Annotated in this window: 19 protein-coding genes; 10 read left to right on the top strand and 9 right to left on the bottom strand. The window is 71.9% G+C overall.

Annotated elements, in window-relative coordinates:
* Positions 1–124 precede the first annotated feature (124 nt).
* From ACFYYH_RS10885 to glgX, 3 genes are all read right to left on the bottom strand, one after another.
* Entirely contained in the window at positions 125–2,134 is a 2,010-nt protein-coding gene (locus ACFYYH_RS10885; protein WP_388548690.1) for an ABC transporter ATP-binding protein, read from the bottom strand.
* The gene (locus ACFYYH_RS10880) at positions 2,131–3,990 is read right to left on the bottom strand and encodes an ABC transporter ATP-binding protein (RefSeq protein ID WP_388548688.1); all 1,860 of its coding nucleotides are present in this window, start codon (positions 3,988–3,990) and stop codon (positions 2,131–2,133) included. The genes ACFYYH_RS10885 and ACFYYH_RS10880 overlap by 4 nt, the downstream gene beginning before the upstream one ends.
* Before the next feature lie 124 nt (positions 3,991–4,114).
* Positions 4,115–6,355, bottom strand: a complete 2,241-nt coding sequence (glgX, locus tag ACFYYH_RS10875) for a glycogen debranching protein GlgX (protein ID WP_388548900.1) — start codon at positions 6,353–6,355, stop codon at positions 4,115–4,117.
* A 501-nt stretch (positions 6,356–6,856) separates the two neighbouring features.
* On the opposite strand from glgX, the gene ACFYYH_RS10870 reads away from it, so the two are divergent.
* The 10 genes from ACFYYH_RS10870 to ACFYYH_RS10825 all read left to right on the top strand — a co-directional run bounded on the left by ACFYYH_RS10870 (position 6,857) and on the right by ACFYYH_RS10825 (position 16,113).
* Positions 6,857–8,077 (top strand): Ig-like domain-containing protein, encoded by a 1,221-nt coding sequence (locus tag ACFYYH_RS10870; RefSeq protein WP_388548686.1) that lies wholly within the window; start codon positions 6,857–6,859, stop codon positions 8,075–8,077.
* A 328-nt stretch (positions 8,078–8,405) separates the two neighbouring features.
* Positions 8,406–9,647, top strand: a complete 1,242-nt coding sequence (locus ACFYYH_RS10865) for an Ig-like domain-containing protein (protein WP_388548683.1) — start codon at positions 8,406–8,408, stop codon at positions 9,645–9,647.
* An 88-nt stretch (positions 9,648–9,735) separates the two neighbouring features.
* Complete coding sequence (locus ACFYYH_RS10860) at positions 9,736–10,506, top strand: enoyl-CoA hydratase/isomerase family protein (protein WP_388548681.1); 771 nt, start codon at positions 9,736–9,738, stop codon at positions 10,504–10,506.
* Between the two features lie 251 nt (positions 10,507–10,757).
* Positions 10,758–11,282, top strand: a complete 525-nt coding sequence (locus tag ACFYYH_RS10855) for an ATP-binding protein (protein ID WP_388548678.1) — start codon at positions 10,758–10,760, stop codon at positions 11,280–11,282.
* A 109-nt stretch (positions 11,283–11,391) separates the two neighbouring features.
* On the top strand, positions 11,392–12,204 hold the full coding sequence (locus ACFYYH_RS10850; RefSeq protein WP_388548676.1) for a polysaccharide deacetylase family protein: 813 nt from the start codon (positions 11,392–11,394) through the stop codon (positions 12,202–12,204).
* Positions 12,204–13,385, top strand: a complete 1,182-nt coding sequence (locus ACFYYH_RS10845) for a beta-propeller fold lactonase family protein (RefSeq protein ID WP_388548673.1) — start codon at positions 12,204–12,206, stop codon at positions 13,383–13,385. Before ACFYYH_RS10850 ends, ACFYYH_RS10845 begins: the two co-directional genes overlap by 1 nt.
* Positions 13,386–13,503: 118 nt before the next feature.
* Positions 13,504–14,211 carry an ADP-ribosyltransferase gene (locus ACFYYH_RS10840; protein WP_388548670.1) on the top strand — a complete coding sequence of 236 codons (708 nt, stop codon included), beginning with the start codon at positions 13,504–13,506 and terminating at the stop codon, positions 14,209–14,211.
* A gap of 244 nt (positions 14,212–14,455) precedes the next feature.
* Positions 14,456–14,671: an EF-hand domain-containing protein gene (locus tag ACFYYH_RS10835; protein ID WP_388548667.1), complete on the top strand. Its 216-nt coding sequence runs from the start codon at positions 14,456–14,458 to the stop codon at positions 14,669–14,671.
* Between the two features lie 82 nt (positions 14,672–14,753).
* Positions 14,754–15,704 (top strand): CopD family protein, encoded by a 951-nt coding sequence (locus ACFYYH_RS10830; protein WP_388548898.1) that lies wholly within the window; start codon positions 14,754–14,756, stop codon positions 15,702–15,704.
* Between the two features lie 175 nt (positions 15,705–15,879).
* Positions 15,880–16,113 (top strand): DUF6296 family protein, encoded by a 234-nt coding sequence (locus tag ACFYYH_RS10825; RefSeq protein WP_046505122.1) that lies wholly within the window; start codon positions 15,880–15,882, stop codon positions 16,111–16,113.
* A gap of 51 nt (positions 16,114–16,164) precedes the next feature.
* On the opposite strand, the gene ACFYYH_RS10820 is transcribed toward ACFYYH_RS10825, so the two are convergent.
* From ACFYYH_RS10820 to ACFYYH_RS10795, 6 genes are all read right to left on the bottom strand, one after another.
* The gene (locus ACFYYH_RS10820; protein ID WP_388548664.1) at positions 16,165–17,727 is read right to left on the bottom strand and encodes an amidase family protein; all 1,563 of its coding nucleotides are present in this window, start codon (positions 17,725–17,727) and stop codon (positions 16,165–16,167) included.
* A gap of 274 nt (positions 17,728–18,001) precedes the next feature.
* Positions 18,002–18,424: a holo-ACP synthase gene (acpS, locus tag ACFYYH_RS10815; RefSeq protein WP_388548661.1), complete on the bottom strand. Its 423-nt coding sequence runs from the start codon at positions 18,422–18,424 to the stop codon at positions 18,002–18,004.
* A complete protein-coding gene (locus tag ACFYYH_RS10810) occupies positions 18,424–19,299 on the bottom strand; it encodes a hypothetical protein (protein ID WP_388548658.1) in 876 nt (291 codons plus the stop codon). The genes acpS and ACFYYH_RS10810 overlap by 1 nt, the downstream gene beginning before the upstream one ends.
* The gene (locus ACFYYH_RS10805) at positions 19,296–19,562 is read right to left on the bottom strand and encodes a phosphopantetheine-binding protein (RefSeq protein ID WP_388548656.1); all 267 of its coding nucleotides are present in this window, start codon (positions 19,560–19,562) and stop codon (positions 19,296–19,298) included. The genes ACFYYH_RS10810 and ACFYYH_RS10805 overlap by 4 nt, the downstream gene beginning before the upstream one ends.
* A complete protein-coding gene (locus ACFYYH_RS10800) occupies positions 19,559–20,521 on the bottom strand; it encodes a 3-oxoacyl-[acyl-carrier-protein] synthase III C-terminal domain-containing protein (RefSeq protein ID WP_388548653.1) in 963 nt (320 codons plus the stop codon). The genes ACFYYH_RS10805 and ACFYYH_RS10800 overlap by 4 nt, the downstream gene beginning before the upstream one ends.
* On the bottom strand, positions 20,518–21,342 hold the full coding sequence (locus tag ACFYYH_RS10795; RefSeq protein ID WP_388548650.1) for a class I SAM-dependent methyltransferase: 825 nt from the start codon (positions 21,340–21,342) through the stop codon (positions 20,518–20,520). The genes ACFYYH_RS10800 and ACFYYH_RS10795 overlap by 4 nt, the downstream gene beginning before the upstream one ends.
* Positions 21,343–21,410: the final 68 nt, after the last annotated feature.

The raw sequence follows: 21,410 nt of genomic DNA, 5'->3' as shown, positions 1-21,410 counted from the left end.
TTACAGAAAACCAAGACTCCGTAAAACGACACACCGGTTCGTACCCCGAAGAGGCAAAATTTTAAGAGCGATCGCTGTGCGGCGAATTCCCTCGGAGATCTGTTCCGCGCGCTGAATTCCCTTGTCAGGCAAGGCTTTCGCGCCAGGCGCGGTGCAGACCCGCGAAGCGGCCCGTACCGCCCGTCAGATCGGCCGGTGTGCCGTCCTCGACGATGCGCCCGTGCTCCATCACCAGCACCCGGTCCGCGATCTCCACGGTGGACAGCCGATGGGCGATCACCACCGCCGTACGGCCGCGCAGGACGGTGTCCATCGCGCGCTGCACCGCGCGCTCGCCCGGGATGTCCAGGGAGCTGGTCGCCTCGTCGAGGATCAGCACCGCCGGGTCCGCGAGCAGCGCGCGGGCGAAGGCGACCAGTTGTCGCTGGCCCGCGGAGATCCGCCCGCCCCGCTTCCTCACGTCCGTGTCATAGCCGTCCGGCAGACCGCTGATGAACCCGTGCGCGCCGATCGCCTCGGCCGCCCGCACGATCTCCTCCCGGGTGGCGTCGGGGCGGCCGAGGGCGATGTTCTCGGCGACCGTGCCGGAGAACAGGAACGCCTCCTGGGTCACCATCACCACACCGCGCCGCAGTTCCGGGGTGTCCAGCTCGCGCAGATCGACCCCGTCGAGCAGCACCCGGCCCTCCGTCGGGTCGTAGAACCGGGCCAGCAGCTTGGCCAGGGTGGACTTGCCCGCGCCCGTGGAGCCGACGACCGCGACCGTCTGGCCGGCGGGGACCGTCAGATCGAAGCGCGGCAGGACCTCGCCGCCCGTGCGGTACGCGAAACGGACCCCGTCGAACACGACCTCACGGCCCGGGAACCCGCCGGTGAGCGCGGGCAGCGGCCGGGGGTCCGCCGCCTCGGGCACCGAGGGCGTCTGGGCCAGCAGACCCGCGATCTTCTCCAGCGAGGCGGCGGCGGACTGGTACGAGTTGAGGAACATCCCGAGCCGGTCGATCGGGTCGTACAGCCGGCGCAGATACAGCACGGCCGCGGCCAGCACCCCGAGCGCCAGCGTGCCCCCGGCCACCCGGTAGGCACCCCAGAGCACGATCCCCGCGACGGCGGTGTTGGCCACGAGCCGGGAGCCGACCACATAGCGGGCCATCTCCAGCAGGGCGTCGCCGTTGGTGCGCTCGTGGTGGTGGTTGAGCGCGCGGAAACGGTCGTCGTTGGCCCGCTCGCGGCGGAAGGCCTGCACCGGCCTGATGCCGTTCATCGTCTCCGCGAACTTCACGATGACGGCGGCGATCGCGGTGGAGCGCCGGGCGAAGACCTTGGCCGCGCGGCGCTGGTAGAGCCGTACGAGCAGATAGAGCGGTACGAACGAGAGCACGGCCAGCGCGCCGAGCCCCAGGTCCAGATAGAGCAGCATCGCGCAGATGTAGACGAAGGCCAGCACCACGCCGATGAGTTCCTGGAGGCCCTCGCTGAGCAGTTCGCGCAGGGACTCCACATCCGTGGTCGAGCGGGAGATCAGCCGCCCGGAGGTGTAGCGCTCGTGGAAGTCCACGCTCAGCGCCTGGGCATGGCGGAAGATACGGCCGCGCAGATCGAGCAGCACGTCCTGGTTGACCCGGGCGGCGGCACGGATGAAGGCGTACTGGAAGGCTCCGGAACCGGCCGCGCAGATCAGATATCCGGCGCCGACGGCGATCAGCGGACCGTGGTCGCCGCTCCGGAAGGAGGGCACCCCGCGGTCGATGGCGAACGCGACGAGCAGCGGGCCGGCCTGGGCGGCGGCCTGCTGGAGCAGCAGGAGCAGCGCGGCCAGGGCGACCCGGGCGCGCCGGGCGCGCAGCAGCGACCGCAGCAGGTCGCCGGTGGCACCCGGGGGCGCGGGCAGGGTGTCCTCGCCGAAGGGGTCGTCCGAGGGGGCGCCGGGGGCGTCGGGGCCGGGGTCGGCGGGGCCGGCGGCCGGGGCGCCGTGCGGGGCCGCCGGGTCCTTGTGCGTACGGATGCCGGTGCCGGTGCCGGTGCCCGTACGCGTACCGGTGCCCGTGTCCGTAACCGCGTCCGTGCCGGGGACCTTGCCCGGCTTCTCCTCGGGGGCCGGTCCCGTGCCCGTGGTGCTGGTCGATGTGGTCATCGGACGGTCTCCTCAACGGCCTGGGCACCGGCGCCCGGCACGGCCCCGGGCGCGGTGCCCGGCTCCGCCCCGGACATCAGCCACGCGTACTCCTCGCTGCTCCGCAGCAGTTCCTGATGGGTGCCCACGGCGGTGATCCGTCCCCGCGAGATCAGCGCCACCCGGTCGGCGAGCATCACGGTCGACGGGCGGTGCGCCACGACCAGCGCGGTCGTGCCCCGCAGCACCTGCCGCAGCGCCGCCTCCACCAGCGCCTCCGTATGGACGTCCAGCGCGGAGAGCGGATCGTCGAGCACCAGGAAGCGCGGCCGGCCGACCACCGCCCTGGCGAGCGCGAGCCGCTGCCGCTGGCCGCCGGAGAGACTGAGCCCCTGCTCGCCCACCTCCGTGCGCAGGCCCCGGGGCAGCTCACGGACAAAGCCCGCCTGGGCCACGTCCAGCGCCCGGGAGAGCGCCTCCTCGTCGGCGTCCGCCGCGCCCATCAGCACGTTCTCCGCGACGCTCGCGGAGAAGAGCGTCGGCTCCTCGAACGCCACCGACACCAGCTCACGCAGCCGGGGCCGCGGTATCAGGGCGATGTCCTCGCCGTCCAGGGTGATCCGTCCTGAGGTCACGTCGTGCAGGCGCGGTACGAGCGCGGTGAGCGTGGTCTTGCCCGACCCGGTGGCCCCGACCAGGGCCATGGTCTCGCCGGGTCTGATGTGCAGATCGATCCGGGCGAGCACGGGCGGGGAGTCCGCGTCGGCGTCCGGGTAGCGGAACGAGACGCCCTCGAAGCGCAGCCCGGCCCCGTCCCCGGCCGGTGTCTTCGTGAGGACAATCGTTTCCCCGGCCGGCGCGGCCGACGGCCCGGGATCCGCCTCCTCCGGTACGTCCATCACCTCGAAGTACCGCTCGGTCGCCGTCGCCGACTCCTGGCTCATCGCCAGCAGGAACCCCATCGACTCCACCGGCCACCGCAGGGCCAGCGCCGTCGACAGGAACGCCACCAGGGTGCCCGCCGAGAGCCCGCCGTCCGCGACCTGGATGGTGCCCAGCACCAGCGCCGCGCCGATCGCCAGCTCGGGCAGGATCATGACCACCGCCCAGATGCCCGCCAGCATCCGTGCCTTGCCCAGCTCCGTGGTGCGCAGCCGCCGCGCGAGCTCCCTGAACGCCTGCTCCTGGCTGCGGTGGCGCCCGAACCCCTTGATGATCCGGATGCCGAGGACGCCCTCCTCGACCACCGTGGTCAGATCGCCCACCTGGTCCTGGGCCCGCCGCGCGATCAGCGAGTACCGCGTCTCGAAGAGCGAACAGAAGATCACCAGCGGCACCACCGGGGCCATCAGCACCAGTCCGAGCGACCAGTCCTGGAGCAGCAGGATCACAAAGCCCGCCAGGATCGTCGTCGTGTTCACCAGGAGGAAGGTGAGGGGAAAGGCCAGGAACATCCGCAGCAGCATCAGATCGGTCGTCGCGCGCGAGAGGAGCTGTCCCGAGGGCCAGCGGTCGTGGAAGGCGACGGGGAGCCGTTGCAGATGGCGGTAGAGATCGGCCCGCATCGCCGCCTCCACCCCGGCCAGCGGCCGGGCCACCAGCCACCGCCGGAACCCGAACAGCACGGCTTCCACCACGCCGAGCAGCAGCAGGAAGAGGGCCCCCAGCCAGACACCCCCCGGGTCCTGGTCGGTGACGGGTCCGTCGACCATCCACTTCAGTACGAGCGGGAAGACCAGACCCAGACAGGACGCGACGACCGCGATGAACGCGGCGGTGAACAGACGCGTCCGCACCGGCCGTACGTAGGGCCACAGGCGCAGCAGTGAGCGTACGGAGGACCGGTCTTCTGTGGGGGCTGCATGTTTCTCGGGCATCAGGAGCGAGCCTACGGTTCACCGCTGACATCGCTCATGTGGTTTTTCTCCCAGTGGACACCGCTCGCGGTGGTGGCGGGCCGGCCGCCCGCGCTGTCAGCCGGACGGCCGTCGCACGCCTGCCTCACTCCCGCACCCGGAACAGCAGGACGGAGCGTCCCGGGACCTCCACCGTCGCCCCCGCCTCGTGCACCGTGCCCGGCGCCCGCGTCTGGTCCTCCCGTCCGGTGTCCACGACCAGTTCGTACGACAGGGCCCAGGGAGGGCCCGGCAGGGTGACATCGACCGGGGTGGCCGCCGCGTGCAGGACCGTCAGAAAGCTGTCGTCCGTGATCTTCTCGCCGTGCGCGTCCCGCCCCGGGATGTCCCGCCCGGACAGGAAGAGCCCGAGCGTCGACGCCGGCGCGTACCAGTCCTCCTCGGTCATCTCCTCGCCGTGCGGGGTGAACCACGCCAGATCCCGCAGCCCGTCCGGGGCCTGGGCACGGCCGGAGAAGAAGGCGCGGCGGCGCAGGACGGGATGGGCGTGGCGCAGGGCCAGCAGCCGCGCGGTCAGCGCGTACAGGGCGCGCGCTCCCGCCGGATCCCCCGCCCGGTCACCGTCGGCCGCGCCGCCGGGCCCGCTCCCGTCCACGGGGCCGCTCCCGTCCACGGGCCCGCTCCCGTCCACGGGGCCGCCGGGCGGTTCCAGCAGTGACCAGTCGACCCAGCTCACCTCGTTGTCCTGGCAGTACGCGTTGTTGTTGCCGCGCTGCGTACGGCCCATCTCGTCGCCCGCGACCAGCATCGGCACCCCGGTCGACACCAGCAGGGTGGTGAGCAGATTGCGTTGCTGGCGCCGGCGCAGGGCATGGACCCCGGGGTCGTCGGTCTCGCCCTCCACCCCGCAGTTCCACGCGCGGTTGTCGTCCGTGCCGTCCCGGTTGCCCTCGCCGTTGGCCTCGTTGTGCTTGCGCCCGTAGGACACGAGGTCGCGCAGGGTGAAGCCGTCGTGCGCGGTGACGAAGTTGACGGAGGCGTACGGCCGCCGGCCGCCCCAGGCGTAGAGATCGCTCGATCCGGAGAGCCGGTAGCCCAGATCGCGCACATCGGGCAGCGCGCCGCGCCAGAAGTCCCGCACGGCGTCGCGGTACCGGTCGTTCCACTCCGTCCAGAGGGGAGGGAACGCGCCCACCTGATAGCCGCCGTTGCCCACGTCCCACGGCTCGGCGATCAGCTTCACCCGGCGCAGTACGGGATCCTGGGCGATCACCGCGAGGAACGGCGACAGCATGTCGACGTCGTGCATCGAGCGGGCCAGGGCCGCCGCCAGGTCGAACCGGAATCCGTCGACGCCCATCTCCGTGACCCAGTAGCGCAGCGAGTCGGTGATCAGCCGCAGCACCTGGGGCTGGACCACATGGAGGGTGTTGCCGCAGCCCGTGTAGTCCAGATATCGGCGGGCGTCGGACGAGAGCCGGTAGTAGCCGCGGTTGTCGATACCGCGCAGGGAGAGCGTGGGCCCCAGCTCCCCCGCCTCCGCCGTGTGGTTGTAGACCACGTCGAGGATGACCTCGATCCCCGCCGCGTGCAGCGCCCGCACCATCTGTCTGAACTCCCCGACCTGCTCCCCCCGGGTGCCGTTCGAGGCATAGGCGGCATGCGGGGCGAAGTAGCCGATGGAGTTGTACCCCCAGTAGTTGTGCAGTCCGCGCCGGAGCAGATGGTCCTCATGGGCGAACTGGTGGACGGGCAGCAGCTCGACCGCCGTCACCCCGAGCCGCCGGAGGTGGCCGATCGCCGCCGGATGCGCGAGGCCCGCGTAGGTGCCGCGCAGCTTCTCCGGGATCCCGGGGTGGAGCTTGGTGAACCCCCGCACATGGAGTTCGTAGATCACCGAGTCGGCCCAGGGCGTCTTGGGCCGCCGGTCGTCCTCCCACTCGTCGTCGGGCGCGTCGTCGTGGACGACGACCCCCTTCGGGACGAACGGCGCGGAGTCGCGGTCGTCACGCACGGTGTCCGCCACATTCCGCTGCGGCCAGTCACGCACATGGCCGTAGACCTCGGGCGGCAGCCGGCGGTAGTCGTCTCCCTCGCCGGCGTCGACCGCGCGGGCGTACGGGTCGAGCAGCAGCTTCGCCGGATTCCAGCGGGCGCCCGTCCAGGGGTCCCAGCGGCCGTGCACCCGGAATCCGTACCGGTGCCCGGCGCGTACCCCGGGGACGAAGCCGTGCCAGATCTCATGGGTCAGCTCCGTCAGCGGCAGCCGGGTCTCGGCGCCGCTGTCGTCGAACAGACAGACCTCCACCGCTTCCGCGCCGCCCGCCCAGAGCGCGAAATTGGTGCCCGCGACCCCGTCGGGACCGGTACGGAAACGGGCCCCCAGCGGGGTCGGCGCCCCCGGCCGGACCGCCGTCGTCGGCCCGCCCGCCCCCCGGCGCCGGCCGTTGGCGCCGTACCGGGGAAGGGCGCCGGTCCTGCCGTCGCCGCCCGCCCCGCCGGCCCGGTCCCGCCGGTCCGCCGCCCGTGGTGTGCCGTCCGCCGCCCTGTCCGGTGGTCCGTCCGGCGCCGGCCGCGGGGCCTGCCCCGGTGTCTTCGCCGGGATCCTCTCCGGGGCCCGCTCCGGGATTCGCTCCGATGCCGTGCCCGGTGCCGTGCCCGCCGCCGCGTCCGCTGTCCTGCCCGGTGCCTCCTTCGCCGACCCCTGCACTGCCCCCTGCTCGGCTGCGCTCGCCACCTGTCCGGCCTCCCGCGGCTCCCGGCCCCGCGGATCGGTGCGCACGGCGTACCGGCCGCGGCTCTCCTCGCGTGGTCCTCCCCCCTGTTCTGCCCGCAACGGGGCCCGCACTCACGTTTCCCCCGGAGGGGGGTGGTCGTTGGGCGGATCGTGAGACATGTACTGAAGCGGGCAAAGCGGGCAGGGAGCGGCATCGCCGCCGCCCTGGTATGGACAGGACTGCTGGCCGGGCTGACGGGATGTGCCCGTGAGGGGGTGACCAGCGACGCCAAGCCACGGCCCCGGGGAGAGACCATCCGGATCACTCCGCAGGACGGCGCGAAGGGCATCGGCGCGGCGGAGAAGGTCGAGGTGAGGGTGCGCGACGGCCGGCTGGAGCGGGTGAGGGTCGTCCAGATCGAGGACGGGCGCCCCACCGCGCTGCCGGGGCGTATCTCCGTGGACGGCCGTGTCTGGACGCCGGAGCGCGGTGCGCGGATCGCCCTGGCCGCCAAGTACAGCGTCGACGCGGTGGCGGTGGACGCCCTCGGCCGGCGCTCGGCCCGGCACACCACCTTCACCACGGCCGTTCCCACCGACGAGTTCATCGGCTACTTCTCTCCCGAGAACGGGGAGACCGTCGGCACCGGGATGATCGTCTCCTTCGACTTCAACCGGCGGATCCGGGACCGCGCCGCCGTCGAGCGCGGCATCGAGGTCACCTCGGACCCGCCGGTCGACGTGGTGGGCCACTGGTTCGGCGACCAGCGCCTCGACTTCCGGCCCCGCGCGTACTGGAAACCGGGCAGCGAGGTCACGATCCGCATCAGGCTGCGGGACGTCCAGGCGGCGCCCGGGGTCTTCGGCAGCCAGCACAAGAGCGTCGGCTTCCGGGTGGCGCGGTCCCAGGTCTCCCTCGTCGACGCCAAGAAGCACACCATGGAGGTGCGGCGCGACGGTCTGCTGGTCAACACCTTGCCGATCACCGCGGGCGCGCCCGGGAACACCACGTACAACGGGAAGATGGTGGTCACCGAGTTGTACGACGTCACGCGCATGAACGGCGAGACGGTCGGGTTCGGCGGCGAGTACGACATCGACGATGTGCCGCACGCGCTGCGGCTCACCACGTCCGGGACGTTTCTGCACGGCAACTACTGGGCGTCCGAGGAGACCTTCGGCGCCGAGAACGTCAGCCACGGCTGTGTCGGTCTGCGCGATGCCAAGGGCGGCGATCCCGACTCCCCGGCGGGCTGGTTCTTCGGGCGGACCCTGATCGGGGATGTGGTGGAAGTGGTCAACTCCCCCGACCGCACGGTCGCTCCGGACAACGGCCTCGGCGGCTGGAACCTGTCCTGGGAGCGGTGGAAGGAGGGTTCGGCCGTCCACTGACCCCGGTCCGGGCCCTTTCTGACGCCGCGTCCGGCGCGCGGCGCGTCCCCCGCCCCCGTGCCGCCGCCCGTGTGTCCCGCCCCGTGCGTCCCGGGCGCCCCGTCCGTCCCGTGGCGCCCGGGGCTCCCCGGGCTCCCGCCTCTCCCGGTTCCCGTCCCTCAGCACCCGTATGACCTGCGCCGTCCCGGACTTGTTGGGACGGAACGGTGACATTCGCGTGCTCATCGCGACGCGCGCGGTGTGATTATCTAACGCCGAGCGTGTGCGTTTCAGCGCGTGGGAGTGCGGGCCGTGGCGGGGCCAGGCCGTGCGAGGGGAGACGACCAGAGTGAACGGGCTGCCGATATCGGGACAACGGCGGGGACATCGGGGGACGGGGCCGCTGGCCCTGGTGCTGGGGGCGCTCCTCCTGGTCGTCACCGCGTGCGGCGGCGGGGGCGGGGCCTCCGGCAGGGACGGCGGGGACAAGAACCGGGGGAAGGACGCGGCGAAGGTCGAGAACGCCGCTTCCGTGGCGGTCGTGACCATCCTGCCGAAGGACAACGCGAAGGGGGTCGCGACCACCGGCGCCCTCAAGGTCTCCGCGGCCAAGGGCAAGCTGACCACCGTCACCGTCGAGGACGACAAGGGCAATCCGGTCGAGGGCAGGTTGTCGGCGGGGAACGCCGCCTGGGAGCCGCTCCAGCATCTCGCCGGCGCCACCAAGTACCGGGTGCACGCGATCGCCGAGGACGCCGAGGGCCGGGAGTCCGCCAAGGACATCACGTTCACCACGCTCGTCCCGAAGAACACGTTCATCGGCCACTACACGCCGGAGGACGGTTCGACCGTCGGCGTCGGGATGCCGGTCTCGATCAACTTCACCCGGGGCATCACCGAGCCCGAGGCGGTCGAGAAGGCCATCACCGTGACGGCCGACCCGGCCGTGCCGGTCGAGGGCCACTGGTTCGGCAACGACCGGCTGGACTTCCGGCCGGAGAACTACTGGGCGCCGGGCACGAAGGTGACCGTGAAGCTCAATCTGGACGGCGTCGAGGGCCGTCCCGGCGTGTACGGCAAGCAGGCCAAGTCCGTGTCGTTCACCATCGGCCGCAGCCAGGTCTCCACGGTCGACGCCAGCGCCAAGACGATGAAGGTCGTCCGGGACGGCAAGCAGATCAAGAACATCCCGATCACCGCGGGCGCCCCGGCGACCACCACGTACAACGGCCAGATGGTCATCAGTGAGAAGTACGAGGTGACCCGGATGAACGGCGCGACGGTCGGCTTCGGCGGTGAGTACGACATCAAGGACGTGCCGCACGCGATGCGTCTGTCCACCTCGGGCACCTTCGTCCACGGCAACTACTGGGCGCCCAGGAGCACCTTCGGCTCCTCGAACGTCAGCCACGGCTGTGTGGGACTGCGGGACGTCCGCGGCGGCGGGGACAACGGGACGCCGTCCGCCTGGTTCTACAACTCCTCGCTCATCGGCGACGTGGTCGTCGTGAAGAACTCGAAGGACAAGCAGATAGCCCCGGACAACGGCCTGAACGGCTGGAACATGTCCTGGGCGGAGTGGACCGCGTAGGGCCACCGCACGGAACGGCGAAGGACCCGGTGCCCGGTGAGCGGGGGCATCGGGTCCTTCCCCGTTAGCGCCGGTTAACCTGCCGGGTATGGCATTCGTGAATCTTGAGGTCTCCGGCGGCGTCGGCACCATCCGGCTCGACCGCCCCCCGATGAACGCGCTGAACACCGCCATCCAGGACCGGTTGCGGGAGCTGGCCGAGGAGGCGGGCCGGCGCGACGACGTCCGCGCCGTGATCGTGTACGGCGGCGAGAAGGTCTTCGCGGCCGGCGCGGACATCAAGGAGATGCGGGAGATGGACCACGCGGCGATGGTCGTACGCTCCCGGGCGCTCCAGGAGTCGTTCACGGCGGTGGCCCGTATCCCCAAGCCCGTGGTCGCCGCGGTCACCGGCTACGCGCTGGGCGGCGGCTGCGAACTGGCCCTCTGCGCCGACTTCAGGATCGCCGCGGACGACGCGAGGCTGGGCCAGCCCGAGATCCTGCTGGGGCTGATCCCCGGCGCGGGCGGCACCCAGCGGCTGGCCCGGCTGATCGGCCCCTCCCGCGCCAAGGACCTCATCTTCACGGGCCGTCAGGTCAAGGCCGAGGAGGCGCTCGCCCTCGGTCTGGTCGACCGGGTGGTCCCGGCGGCGGAGGTCTACGAGCAGGCGCGGGACTGGGCCGGCAGGCTCGCCCAGGGGCCCGCGCTCGCGCTGCGCGCGGCGAAGGAGTCGGTGGACGCGGGTCTGGAGACGGACCTGGAGACCGGCCTCACCATCGAACGGAACTGGTTCGCCGGACTGTTCGCGACGGAGGACCGTGAGCGCGGGATGCGGTCCTTCGTGGAGGACGGCCCCGGCAAGGCCACCTTCCTCTGAAAACAGCCCGGTTGAACACGGAGAGCCACGACGTCAACCCGGCGCACGGCTTAGCGCAGGCTTAAGAGAACCTTAAGGGAAAAGCCGTGATCACTCCTGGCGATCATTGAATCGCGCGGCGTCATCGCAGGTCAAGACTACCCTGATAGGTGAAGTTCTGCCTTTGGCATATGCCGTTCACGCCCCCTGGAATGATTCATTCCGGGGGGTCCGTTCACCCGGATCGGCCCCGTGACGGGCTCTGGGCGGCCATGATGGTGCACATGGCGGGCCTGGAGGGTGTGGAGCAGCCGCGGCAGCGCGGCAACGCGGCCGCAGCGCGGTGGATACCGTCCGTCGAGGACGAACAGGCGTTCAAGGCGCTGGAGTTGTTCGGCAATCCGACGGAGGCGGAGGTGCGTCTGCCCTCGCGCCCGGAATCCGCCTCGGCGGCCCGCAGAATCACCCACAGTGTGGTGCTGCGGCAGTGGGCGCTCTCCCCGCAGACCGCCGAGTACGCGGTCCTGCTCGTCTCGGAACTGGTCGGGAACGCCGTACGGCACACCGGGGCGCGGGTCTTCGGGCTGCGGATGCTGCGCCGCCGCGGCTGGATCAGGATCGAGGTGCGGGACCCCTCCCGCGGACTGCCCTGTCTGATGCCGGTGCACGAGATGGACACCAGCGGGCGCGGGCTCTTCCTGGTGGACCGGCTCTCCGACCGGTGGGGGGTGGATCTGCTGCCGCGCGGCAAGACCACCTGGTTCGAGATGCGGGTCGCCGACCGCCAGGCCCCCTGAGTCCCGCCCGCGGCCCACGGGGGCGCGGGCTCCGCCGGGTAAGCGACCCCGGCGGCCCTTTGCCGGGTCAATCGTCATCTTTCGCCCGGCAGGCGCCTTAAATGGGGGCGTGACCCCGATCGACCGACGCAGCGCGCTGCGCGCGGTAGCCGGCGCGGCCGTCCCGGGCGCCCTCGCCACCGGCTGTACGGACAGCGCGCCCGGCGCGCCCGCCTCCGTACCGCCGTCCTCCGCCCGGCCGCACGGACGCGGTGCCGCGACCGCCCCGGAGAAGGCACGGCCCGCGGGCCGCGCCGCGCCCCCGCCCCGCCGGTTCCCCGGGCAGCCCGCCGAGATCGCGCACGGCCCCCGCGACCGCGCCGGGGTCGCGCTCACCTTCCACGGCCAGGGCGACCCCGCCACCGCCACCGCCGTGCTGGCCGAGGCGGAACGCGCCGGGGCCCGGGTCACCGTCCTCGCCGTGGGCGGCTGGCTCGACGAGCATCCCCGTCTCGCCCGCCGGATCCTCGACGGCGGCCACGACCTCGGCAATCACACGCTGCACCACACCGACATCTCCTCGATGGGCGAGGAGGAGGCGTACGCGGAGATCACCGGCTGTGCCGAGCGGCTGCGCCGGCTCACCGGCTCCATCGGCACCTGGTTCCGGCCCTCCCGCACCCAGCACGCCACCCCGCTGGTCGAACGGCTGGCCCGGCGCGCGGGATACCCGCATGTCCTCTCGTACGACGTCGACTCCCTCGACTTCACCTCGCCCGGCGCCCCGGCCGTCGTCCGTACCGTCACCGGGCAGATCCGCAACGGCTCCGTGGTGAGCCTGCACTTCGGCTACGCGGACACGGTCGCCGCGCTGCCCGCCCTCCTCGACGCACTGGAACGCCGCGGCCTGCGCGCGGTGACGACCACGGAGCTGCTGACCTGATGCTTCCCTCCACCTCACGGACCACCGCCCTGCTCGGCGCCGCGGCCCTCGCCCTGATCGCGAGCTGCGCGAGCCCCGACGACCGACGGGCCCGGCAGGGCGCCACCACGGCCGCCGCGCGGCCCGCCGTGGCCCGGCCCAGCCTGCCGGCCGGGCTGCCGGGCATGCCGCCGGTCCAGAACCCCAAGGACATCTACGCCGCGGACCGGCCCGGGATGCTCTCCCCCGTGGTGAAGGGCTTCCCGTCGCGGGTGTACGTCCCCAACACCAACTCCGACACGGTCTCGGTCATCGACCCGGCGACCTACAAGGTCATCGAGACCATCGAGGTCGGCAGACAGCCCCAGCACGTCGTGCCGTCCTGGGACCTGAAGACCCTGTGGGTCAACAACAACCGCGGCCACACACTGACCCCGATCGACCCCGCCACGGGCAAGGCGGGCGAGCCCGTCGACGTCCACGACCCGTACAACCTCTACTTCACGCCCAACGGGAAGTACGCGGTCGTCATGGCCTCGCTCGACCGGCAGCTCGTCTTCCGTGATCCGCACACCATGAAGGTGAAGAAGACCGAGCCGGTCACCTGCGCGGGCGTCAACCACGCCGACTTCTCCGCGGACGGCCGCTACTTCATCGTCTCCTGCGAGTTCTCCGGCGAACTGCTGAAGGTCGACACCGAGCGGATGCGGGTCACGGCCCAGCAGAAGCTGCCCTTCCAGGGCGCGATGCCGCAGGACGTGAAGATCTCACCGGACGGCAAGACCTTCTACATCGCCGACATGATGGCCCACGGCATGTGGGTCCTGGACGGCGAGAAGTTCACCGTGCCGAAGCTGCTGCCCACGGGCAAGGGCACCCACGGTCTGTATGTCAGCCGGGACTCCAAGGTCATGTACGTCTCCAACCGGGGTGAGGGCACCGTCTCGATCTTCGACTTCGCGCGCGACCGGCTGACCAAGAAGTGGCGGCTGCCGGACGGCGGCAGTCCCGACATGGGCGGTGTCTCGGCGGACGGCAAGGTCCTGTGGCTGTCGGGGCGTTACGACTCCGAGGTGTACGCCATCGACACGACGACCGGCAAACAGCTCGCGCGGATCCCGGTCGACGGCGGACCGCACGGCCTCGCGGTCTATCCGCAGCCGGGCCGCTACTCGCTGGGCCACACGGGCGTCTTCCGCTGAGGCCCCGGGGCGGGGACGGTGCCAACTCGCCCTCCGTACGGAGCCGTTCGGGGGCGACACGCCCCCATTCGGGTGATGGTCCACGGCTCGCCGCCGTACAGCGTGGAGGGTGCTCCTCATGATCACCACTCGCTCGCGGCAGCGGGCCGCAGCCGTCGCCCTGTCCGCCGTCGCCGTTCTCGTCCCGGTCGGTGTCACCGAGGCCGCGCCGGCCGACTCGGCCCCCGCCGTCTCCGCGCCCGCGACCGGCGGCCCCACCCTGACCGGGCCGGTGCTCGGCGGCCCCGCGGTCTCCGTCCCCGCGGTCCCCGCCGTCCCCGCCCAGGCGGCCCCCGCCGAACGCTGTCCGGCCGTCCAGGACCCGCTGTTCGCCGCGGCGGACCGCAGGGTCCAGGTGGACCGGATCACCCCGGCACCGTCCTGGCGCACCAACTGCAAGCAGCTCTACCGCGCCGACAGCCGTCCGCCGGAGGTCGTCTTCGAGCAGGGCTTCCACCCCAAGGCGACGGTGGACGGCCAGTACGACGTCGAGAGGTACGTCCTGGTCAACCAGCCCTCGCCGTATGTCTCCACCACCTACGACCACGACCTGTACAAGCAGTGGTACAAGAGCGGCTACAACTACTACATCGACGCGCCGGGCGGTATCGACGTCAACAAGACGATCGGCTCCACCCACAAATGGGCCGACCAGGAAGAGGTCGCCTTCCCCGGCGGCGTCTCGCGTGAGCTGATCGTCGGTGTCTGCCCGGTCGACAAGCAGAAGAAGATCGAGATCATGGCCGAGTGCGTGGACAACCCGCACTACAAGCCCTGGCGCGGTTAAGGGACAACCCTGGGGGTCTTTCGTTCGGATCGTGCCGGGGCACGCGAGCCCGGCACGATCCGAACGAGAGGCCCTGGGGCCTCACCAGCGGTTCTTCCCGCCCCGGCGGGCCCGGTCACGCCGGGCCCGCCGGGGCGTGTCCGTCCCGGTCCGCGTTCCCTCCTCGCTGCGGGCTGCCTCCGTCCGGGTGAATGCGGGCCGATAATCTGACCCCGTCCATATGGAATGACGAAGGGGCGGAACAGTGGCGGACATCGACGAGGCGCGCACGGCGTTCGACCGGTTCGACGCGGACGGCGACGGACTGATCACGGCGGCCGAGTACAAGAGCGCGATGGCGCAGCTCGGTGACTTCCATGTCACCGAGACCGTGGCGCAGGCCGTCATCAACGCCCATGACGCGAACGGCGACGGACTGCTCACCTTCGAGGAGTTCCAGGCCTCCCGCAAGAACGGCTGAACCGCGCCGGCGGGCGGGTGGTCGCGCGTTCGCTCCGGTCGCGTTGCCGTGCGGCGCGCCCGGAAGAGATGATCAAACGGTGATACTTCCGGGTCCGTCCCCCGAGGACACCAGCGGCTCCCCGGGGCGCAGGACCGCCGTGAGCGCGGGCCTGTGCGCCGGGGCCGCCCTGTTCGCCGTACTCCTCGCCCTGCTCGGCGCGAGCATGGCCGCGCGCGGCACCGGTGAGCTGCGAATACCCGGCGCGGGCCGCACCACGGCGCTGCGGGTCGCCGTCTTCGCCGCCCTCGCGCTCCATCTCGGCGAGCTGGCCGGCGCCCGGCTCGCCCGTGCCGGACCCGCCCCACGCGGCTGGGCCCTTCCCGCCGCGCTGACCGGCGCCGCCGCCTCCGCCGCCCAGATCGCCGTGCTGGCCGCTGTCAGCGGGCTCGGCGTCACCACGGTGTACGGCACCGTGGAAGGCCGGCTCCTGCTGGTGATGGCCAACGGGTTTCTGCTGGCCGCGGGCTGTGTCGCGCTGGACCGTCCGTCCTGGGCCCCGCTCCCGCTGGCCGTGGTCGTCGGCGCGGAGGCGCTCCGGGCGCACCCCGAGCCGTACACCCCGATGCTCGGCACCGCGCTGACCGTCGTCCATCTCACCGCCGCCTCGCTGTGGACCGGCGGTCTGCTGTACGTGCTGTGCACCGCGTGGCTGCGGCGCGGCGATCCGGCCGGGGCGAGGGCGGTGCTGGTCCGCTACGCGCGGCTCGCGGCCTGGCTCTTCGCGGCGCTGGCCGCCACCGGCACCGTCTCCACCCTGCGCAGGCTCCCCGCCGATGTCGTCCTGTCCACGGCCTACGGGCGGGTGCTGATCGCCAAGCTCGTCCTGGTCGCGGTGGTGGGCGCGCTGGCCCTGACCGCCCGGCACCGGCTGCGCGCGGGCCGGGACGTCCTCCCGCCCGCCCGCGCGGAGCTGGCCCTGCTCGCCGTGGTCGTGGTGCTCTCGGCGGTGCTGACGGTGGTTCCCGACCCGCACTGGCTCAGCACCCGCTGACCCAGGGACCGCCCGGACACAGGGACCGCCCGGACACAGGGACCGCCCGGACACAGGGACCGCCCGGACAAAAGGCCCGCCATCGGCGTTCTCATGAGGCGCGGACGGCCGGTCTGGGTAACTATGGGAGGACGCAGGCCGCAGGCCCCTGCCAGAGCCTTGTCGGGAGGCCCCGATGGACGACTATCCGGAGAGCTACGAGCTGGTGTTCCAGGCATCCGCCGTGGAGGACGATGTGGTGATCGTCCGGCGCACCGCGGGCACGGGTGCGGGCGGGTTCCCGGTCTACGAGGACGAGACGGGCATCGTGCGCGCCGAGATCAGCGACCGGGGTGAGGTCCGCATGCTGGCCAGCGGCGGACACCAGGAGCTGGGAGCGCCCCTGCTGGTGCGCTCGCTCAGCTCCTGATCCCCGCTTCATCCCTGTTTCTCCTGATGCCTGCTTCCGGGTCCTTCCGGGTCAGGGCGCGCAGGGTTCCTTGACGCCGGTGAGCGCGGTGCAGCGGTATGCCGCCGGGTTGATCACCGAGGGCGGCCGGCGCAGCTCGGTGGCCTGCTCGTAGTCGTAGGCGTATCCGACGAGGGCGGGCTCGCTCCAGGCCTGCCCGAGGAACGAGATGCTGAACGGCCGCCGGTTGGCGGCCTGATAGCCGGCCGGGACGCTGACCGAGGGGTACCCCGCCTTCGCCCCGATGCCCGCGCTGCCGCTGTTGGCGAAGAGCAGCGCCGTCAGGCCGTTGTCCCGCATCACCGCGTCGATACGGTCCTTGCTGTCGGCCAGGTCCTGCGCGCGGTTCGCCCGGTAGACGGCGGTGTCCTCGCTGTCCGGACCCAGGTCCTTGGCCTGGGAGTTGAGCGGATGGACCTGTCCGAACTTCAGCGCCTCGGAGGCGTGCGCGCTGTTGTAGGCGATGATGTCGGCGAGGCTCTTCATCGGGGCGTTCCTCGGCAGCCTGGCCAGATACGCGTTCAGATCGCGCTTGAACTCGTAGGACAGGACGGTCGAGGAGTGTCCCGAGGTGTCCAGGGTGACATCCACGAGCGTCGCGCCCCGGGCCCCGAGCGCGGTGACGGCCGCGTCCCAGAGGGCGCGGTTGTCCGTTCCCGCCGCCGGGACCTGGCCGGCGACCACGCCGATACGGGCCCCGCGCAGCGCCGTGGCCGACAGGTCCTTGGTGAAGTCGTGTCCGACGAGCGGGTTGGCGGCGGTGGCCGGGTCCTCCCGGTCCCTCCCGTTGAGCACGGTGAGCGTGGCCGCGGCGTCGGCGACGGTGCGGGTGAGCGGGCCCGCGGTGTCCTGGCTGGCGGCGATCGGGATGATGCCCGTCCGGCTGGCCAGCCCCACCGTCGGCTTGATGCCCACCACGGAATTGGCGTACGCGGGGCTGAGGATCGACCCGGACGTCTCGGTCCCCACAGTGACGGCGGCGAGGCCGGCCGAGGCGGCGACGCCCGAACCGGCGCTGGATCCGCTCGGTGTCTGGCTGATGTCGTAGGCGTTGAGCACCTGTCCGCCGAGCGAGCTGTAGCCGCTGGGCATACCGCTGGTCAGATAGTTGGCGAACTCGGTGAGATTGGCCTTGCCGATGATGACCGCCCCCGCCTTGCGGAACTGGGCGACGATCGGCGCGTCCTTCGCGGGATACGAACGGGCGAGTGCCACGGACCCGGCGGTGGTGGGCATGCCCGCGACATCGATGTTGTCCTTGACGAGGACCGGTATGCCGAGCAGGGGACTGTGCGGGCCCCTTCCCCGGCGGGCCCGGTCGGCGGCGGCGGCTTCCTTCATGGCGTCGGGGTTGACGGACCGTACGGCGTTGAGCGAGGGCCCCTGGGAGTTGAGGGCCCGGATGCGCTCCAGATAGGCCTGGGTGAGCCGGGTGCTGGAGAGCCTGCCGGAGTCGAGGAGACGGCCCAGCTCGGCCACGGTGGCCGTTTCGAGGTCGACGGACAGCGGTCTCTCGGGGCGGTGACCGCTCGCGTCGGCTCCGGACGTGGTCACCGAGGCGGTACCGGCGACCATCAGCGCGGCGGTGGCGAGGGCCAGGACGTGGCGCCGGCGGAACGCGGTGCGCGCCGGGGAGGTGGTTTCGATCGTAGGCTCCTGGTGAGGCGGGACAAACCTTTGGCCTGAGCATGGAAACGGCGGTCCTTGTCCGGCGCATATCCGCCTGATGTCGGCCGAGTTGCCATCGGCGCACCTGAGGGGCGCCGCCCCGGCGCCCGCCGTGACCGCCCTCGCTCCCCGCTCGCGCTCCCTGGTGCCCGGCGCTCGCGCTCCCCGCTGCCGCCCCTGGTCATCGCCCCTGGTCCGGGCCTTCACCGTCCTCCCGGCCGGTGCCGACGGGCAGGGGCAGACCGAGCGCCACCGCCAGCACCAAATCCCCCTTGTGACTGATCGAGACATGGATGTTCGCCATGCCCAGCGCGGCGGCATGGTCCGCGGCCACCCCGGTGAGCCGTACCACCGGGGCGCCGTCGGCCGTGCGCAGGACGGCGACCTGGCGCGGTTTCACGCCCCGGGCGATACCGGTGCCGAGCGCCTTCAGCACCGCCTCCTTGGCGGCGAAGCGTCCGGCCAGGAACTCGCGGGCGCGTTCGGGGCCGAACGCGCCCGCCGTGGTCAGTTCCGTCTCGTCGTAGGCGAAGGCGCGGAACCACGCCCGGCCGAGCAGACGGTCCAGCTCGTCGAGACGGAGCAGATCGACCCCGATCCACATCAGCGCGCGCCCGCCTGTGCGAAAGCGCCCCGCGCCGGCCCCCCGTGCCCCGGCGCGTCCTGCGCGAACTCCGCGAGATGGCTCAGCCCGCTGAGCGGATCGGTGTCGCACAGCACGATCCGGTGGTAGTCGCGCTGCCACTCCCGCCAGTGCTCGGCGAGTTCGAGCCAGACACCGGTGCAGTAGGTGCCCGGCGCCGCGCGGTGCACGTCCGGCCCGTACGGCGCGTCCCCGGTGACCCAGGAGCCGAGGACGAGCAGTGTGCCGTCCTCGTCGGCCGCGCGGCGCAGCGCGTCGTCCGGCGACGTGGTGCCGGGGGAGACCCGGCCCAGCCGGAATCCGGGCGGCCCCCCGTCCTGCGGGGCCGCTCCCGCGGCGCCGAGGACCAGCGCCGCCGCCGAGTCGATCAGCGGTGTGTCCTGGACCAGCGGGAAGCGGGTGGGCAGGGTGGTCTGTTCGAGCACCGCGATCACCACCTCCGCGGCCCGCCCGGCCTTCCCGTACGCGGCGGCGATCCGCAGCGCGGTGAACGGAGCCGCCAGCCCCTGCTGGACGATCGCGAAGCTGGTCGCCTCGCCGCCGAGCCGCGCGGTCAGGTGCGGCGCGACGGCGGTGAACGGCACCACGTCGGGCAGGGCATGGGTGACGATCAGCAACTGCGGCCGGCTGTCCCGTACGGTCTCCGAGCCGGCCAGCAGATCGGCCAGCTCATGGTGGCCGACATGGGCTCCCCGGCGCAGCAGTTCCACGTCCGGCTCGTCGCCGAACGGGGCGAGCAGATCGTCGAAGTAGCCGAGCGCCACGGGATCCTCCGTGAATCCCGGGCCCGCCGGTGAGCGGACCGCCGCGGCGCCGCCGAGTACCAGACCGGTCATGGCGTTTCCCCTTTCGCCAGCAGCCGTTCGACATAGTCGGCGAAGGACCGCACCGTACGCAGATGGTCGATGTCGAGATCCTCCGGGTCGACGGCGGCCCCGGTGCTGTCCTCGACGAGGAGCAGCAGTTCGAGCACCGAGGAGGAGTCCAGCCGCAGGTCGTCGAAGAGGGCGGTGTCCTCGGAGAGTCCCGTCACATCGCGTTCCAGTACCTCCGTCAGGCCGCCCGCGATGGCCGACACGATGTCCTGACGGGTCGTCATGTCCCGCCGTCCTTCCGGTGAGTGATCACCATCGCGCCGAAGGTCGCGCCGAGACCGACCGACACCATCACATAGTGGGCGCCGTCGACCAGCCGGCCCTCGTCGCGCAGGGTGGTGTAGTTGACGAAGACGTCGGAGGCGAAGGTGTGGCTGTACCGCGGCACGTTCTCCAGGAAGACCTTCTCCGGGGCCACCTCCAGCCATTTGATGGTCTGCCGCCACGCCAGCATGTTCACGTTGTGCGGGATGATCAGCTCGATGTCCTCGAAGGACAGTCCCGCCTCCGCCACCGCCGTGTGGATGACCCCGGCGATCCGGGGCCCGTACTGCTCCCCGAACTCGGTGTTCTGCTCCGGCGTCAGCTCCAGCCACCGCGCGTACTCGCCGAGCGTGCGGGTGACGAAGGACCGCACCCGGTCCCCTGCGCCGTCCAGGGTGACCAGACAGGCGGCGGCCGCGTCGGCCATGATCGCCGTGTTGGGCACATGCTGGACGACCGGTGAGTACGCGCGCTCGCCCGTGACCATCAGCGCGTACGCGTTCTCGTCCCCCTCGGCCCGCAGCAGTTCACCGACGACGTCGATGGCGCCGAGACTGCTCACACAGGCCTGGTGGCTGAGGCCGAACGCCTCGGTCCCGGCCAGCTCCAGATCGTCCCTGACCACCTGGGCGACATCGAGGTCGGCCGGGGCCACCGCCTGGGTGGTGTGGGCGTACACGAGGTACGCGATCCGCCCGCCGGCCGGCAGCGCGTCCAGCGCGCGCCGGGCCGCGGGCCGCAGCAGGTCGAACAGATCGAGCGAGGGGTCGAACCGCAGGGTGTCCAGGCCGTAGAACTTGCGGAAGACACCGAGCGCGGCCCTGCGCAGCCCGAGGTGCTCGCCCAGTTCCTCGATCCGTACGCTCCGCTCGGGGAGGTACGACTCGATCCGTTCCAGGGTGGTGTGTCCGGCCATCATCCGGCGGCGATCTCGGCGCGGATCAGCCAGAGCCGGTTGGCTCCGCGCCGGCTCCTCGGCTGGACGGCGTACGGCCAGCGGCCCTGGCCGGCGCCCGGCTCACCGGGCTCCTTGAGGTCGGTGACCTTCCAGAGGTTGGCGGCGACGAACTCCTCCGGCTCGTCCGTCCCGAAGATCCAGGGGGTGCCGTCCTCGGCCAGGGTGTCCAGGAACGGCTTGGAGAAGGGGCTGCGCAGCAGGGAGCGGCCCAGGATGTCGAAGCACAGCCGGCTGCCGGGCGCGGAGGCCGAGGCGAGCAGCCTGAGCAGCCCGGCGGCCTGCTCCTCGGTGAGGAAGAAGGTCAGGGCCTCGGCGACCCACAGGGTGGGGCGGGCCGGGTCGAAACCGGCCTCCCGCAGCGCGGGCAGCCACTCCTGGGTGAGGTCGGCGGAGACCTCGCGCCGGTCGGTGCGGGGCTCGGCGCCCAGGGCCGCGATCCTGCGGCGCTTCTCCTCGATCAGCGGGCCGTGGTCGACCTCGTACACCTGGACACCGGCCGGCCAGTCGAGCCGGAAGGCACGGGTGTCCATGCCGGCCGCGATCAGCACCACCTGCTGGACGCGGCCCTCGGCGAGCGTGCTCAGGATGCTGTCGTCGAGGAACTTCGTACGGATGGAGATGAACGGCAGCAGCCCGCCGCCCTCGTAGCGCTCGATCAGCTCGAAGCCCTTGGGCTCGGCCAGGTCACGGGCGAGGGGGTCGTGGTAGAGCGCGTCGTCGCGCTCGGACTCCAGCGCGCGGGCGGCGGCCATCCACTGAGCCGTGTAGGACACTGCGTGCATAGGTCGGCCTCATTTCGCGGTCGGACATTCGGGGTCGGGCGTTCGGAGCCGGATGCTCGGAATCCCAT

The sequence above is a fragment of the Streptomyces sp. NPDC002018 genome (assembly GCF_042890865.1).
In the GTDB taxonomy this organism is placed as follows: domain Bacteria; phylum Actinomycetota; class Actinomycetes; order Streptomycetales; family Streptomycetaceae; genus Streptomyces.
The sequence above is the reverse complement of the archived record's forward strand: the minus strand, read 5'-3'. Positions and strand labels throughout refer to the sequence as shown.

What these genes read in the sequence shown, in the direction of transcription:
- ACFYYH_RS10820 (WP_388548664.1), bottom strand. Translation starts at nt 17,727, where the DNA reads ATGGTCGCCGGTACCGCCTCGGTGACCACGTCCGGAGCCGACGCGAGC.
- ACFYYH_RS10805 (WP_388548656.1), bottom strand. Translation starts at nt 19,562, where the DNA reads ATGACGACCCGTCAGGACATCGTGTCGGCCATCGCGGGCGGCCTGACG.
- ACFYYH_RS10825 (WP_046505122.1), top strand. Translation starts at nt 15,880, where the DNA reads ATGGACGACTATCCGGAGAGCTACGAGCTGGTGTTCCAGGCATCCGCC.
- ACFYYH_RS10860 (WP_388548681.1), top strand. Translation starts at nt 9,736, where the DNA reads ATGGCATTCGTGAATCTTGAGGTCTCCGGCGGCGTCGGCACCATCCGG.
- acpS (WP_388548661.1), bottom strand. Translation starts at nt 18,424, where the DNA reads ATGTGGATCGGGGTCGATCTGCTCCGTCTCGACGAGCTGGACCGTCTG.
- ACFYYH_RS10845 (WP_388548673.1), top strand. Translation starts at nt 12,204, where the DNA reads ATGCTTCCCTCCACCTCACGGACCACCGCCCTGCTCGGCGCCGCGGCC.
- ACFYYH_RS10880 (WP_388548688.1), bottom strand. Translation starts at nt 3,990, where the DNA reads ATGCCCGAGAAACATGCAGCCCCCACAGAAGACCGGTCCTCCGTACGC.
- ACFYYH_RS10795 (WP_388548650.1), bottom strand. Translation starts at nt 21,342, where the DNA reads ATGCACGCAGTGTCCTACACGGCTCAGTGGATGGCCGCCGCCCGCGCG.
- ACFYYH_RS10840 (WP_388548670.1), top strand. Translation starts at nt 13,504, where the DNA reads ATGATCACCACTCGCTCGCGGCAGCGGGCCGCAGCCGTCGCCCTGTCC.
- ACFYYH_RS10855 (WP_388548678.1), top strand. Translation starts at nt 10,758, where the DNA reads ATGATGGTGCACATGGCGGGCCTGGAGGGTGTGGAGCAGCCGCGGCAG.
- ACFYYH_RS10800 (WP_388548653.1), bottom strand. Translation starts at nt 20,521, where the DNA reads ATGATGGCCGGACACACCACCCTGGAACGGATCGAGTCGTACCTCCCC.
- ACFYYH_RS10885 (WP_388548690.1), bottom strand. Translation starts at nt 2,134, where the DNA reads ATGACCACATCGACCAGCACCACGGGCACGGGACCGGCCCCCGAGGAG.
- ACFYYH_RS10810 (WP_388548658.1), bottom strand. Translation starts at nt 19,299, where the DNA reads ATGACCGGTCTGGTACTCGGCGGCGCCGCGGCGGTCCGCTCACCGGCG.